Source organism: Odoribacter sp. N54.MGS-14, assembly GCF_000980295.1.
GTDB classification, from domain to species: domain Bacteria; phylum Bacteroidota; class Bacteroidia; order Bacteroidales; family Marinifilaceae; genus Odoribacter; species Odoribacter splanchnicus.
The window spans coordinates 1-1,282 of record NZ_LARL01000153.1; the positions used below are offsets into that span (position 1 = coordinate 1).

Consider the following 1,282-nt stretch of genomic DNA (forward strand, 5'->3'; position numbering starts at 1 on the left):
CGGAGAACAAACTGTATTATATTGTATTTCGCTTCCCTTGTCAAGAACTTTCGCCCTTGAAAAGTCTGGTGACCCGTACCGGATTCGAACCGATGTTAACGGCGTGAGAGGCCGCTGTCTTAACCACTTGACCAACGGGCCATGGTGCACCTTCACGGACTCGAACCGGGGACCCACTGATTAAGAGTCAGTTGCTCTACCAACTGAGCTAAAGGTGCATACTTTCTTTCGAGAAAGAAAGTATACAAAGAAAGCTTTCACTAGCTCCTTTTGAGCTATCAGCCCTCCTGCTCCTTCCTTTCCGTCCGAGGTGTGCGCTCCCTGCACCCTCAAAACCGAACAATGTGACACCGCTTTCAAGCACGCCTGCTTTCTCGTAGGTCAAGCCCTCGGGCTATTAGTACCGGTCAGCTCCATACATTACTGCACTTCCACCTCCGGCCTATCTACCAGGTAGTCTTCCTGGGCCCTTACTCCTCGAAGGATGAGAGATCTTATCTTAGGGGGAGTTTCACGCTTAGATGCTTTCAGCGTTTATCTCGTCCGTACATAGCTACCCAGCTATGCCCTTGGCAGGACAACTGGTGCACCAGAGGTACGTCCATCCCGGTCCTCTCGTACTAAGGACAGCTCCCTTCAAATCTCTTACGCCCGCAACAGATAGGGACCGAACTGTCTCACGACGTTCTGAACCCAGCTCGCGTGCCACTTTAATCGGCGAACAGCCGAACCCTTGGGACCGAATTCAGCCCCAGGATGTGACGAGCCGACATCGAGGTGCCAAACCTCCCCGTCGCTGTGGACGCTTGGGGGAGATCAGCCTGTTATCCCCAGGGTAGCTTTTATCCGTTGAGCGATGGCATTTCCACTCACATACCACCGGATCACTAACTCCAACTTTCGTTACTGCTCGACCCGTCGGTCTCGCAGTTAGGCTGGCTTCTACGTTTACACTCACTGCACGATTTCCGTCCGTGCTGAGCCAACCTTTGAGCGCCTCCGTTACTCTTTAGGAGGCGACCGCCCCAGTCAAACTGCCCGCCTAACAGTGTCCCCCGACCGGATTCACGGCCGCAGGTTAGAAATTCAGCAATCCAAGAGTGGTATCCCACCGGCGGCTCCACAAGAGCTGACGCCCCTGCTTCCAAGCCTCCCACCTATCCTGTACATGGGTTACCGAATTCCAGTATTAAGCTGCAGTAAAGCTCCATGGGGTCTTCCCGTCTAGTTGCGGGTAACTGGTATCTTCACCGGTACTACAATTTCGCCGGGCGGGCTGTTG

General features: G+C 53.8%; 2 tRNA genes and 1 rRNA gene. All 3 read right to left on the reverse strand.

Features of this window, described 5'->3' with window-relative positions:
- Positions 1-66: 66 nt before the first annotated feature.
- Positions 67-141 (reverse strand) — tRNA-Glu (locus WS42_RS14695).
- A 1-nt stretch (position 142) separates the two neighbouring features.
- Positions 143-218: transfer RNA gene (locus WS42_RS14700), tRNA-Lys, on the reverse strand.
- A 159-nt stretch (positions 219-377) separates the two neighbouring features.
- A 23S ribosomal RNA gene (locus WS42_RS14705) occupies positions 378-1,282 on the reverse strand; the annotation flags it as partial.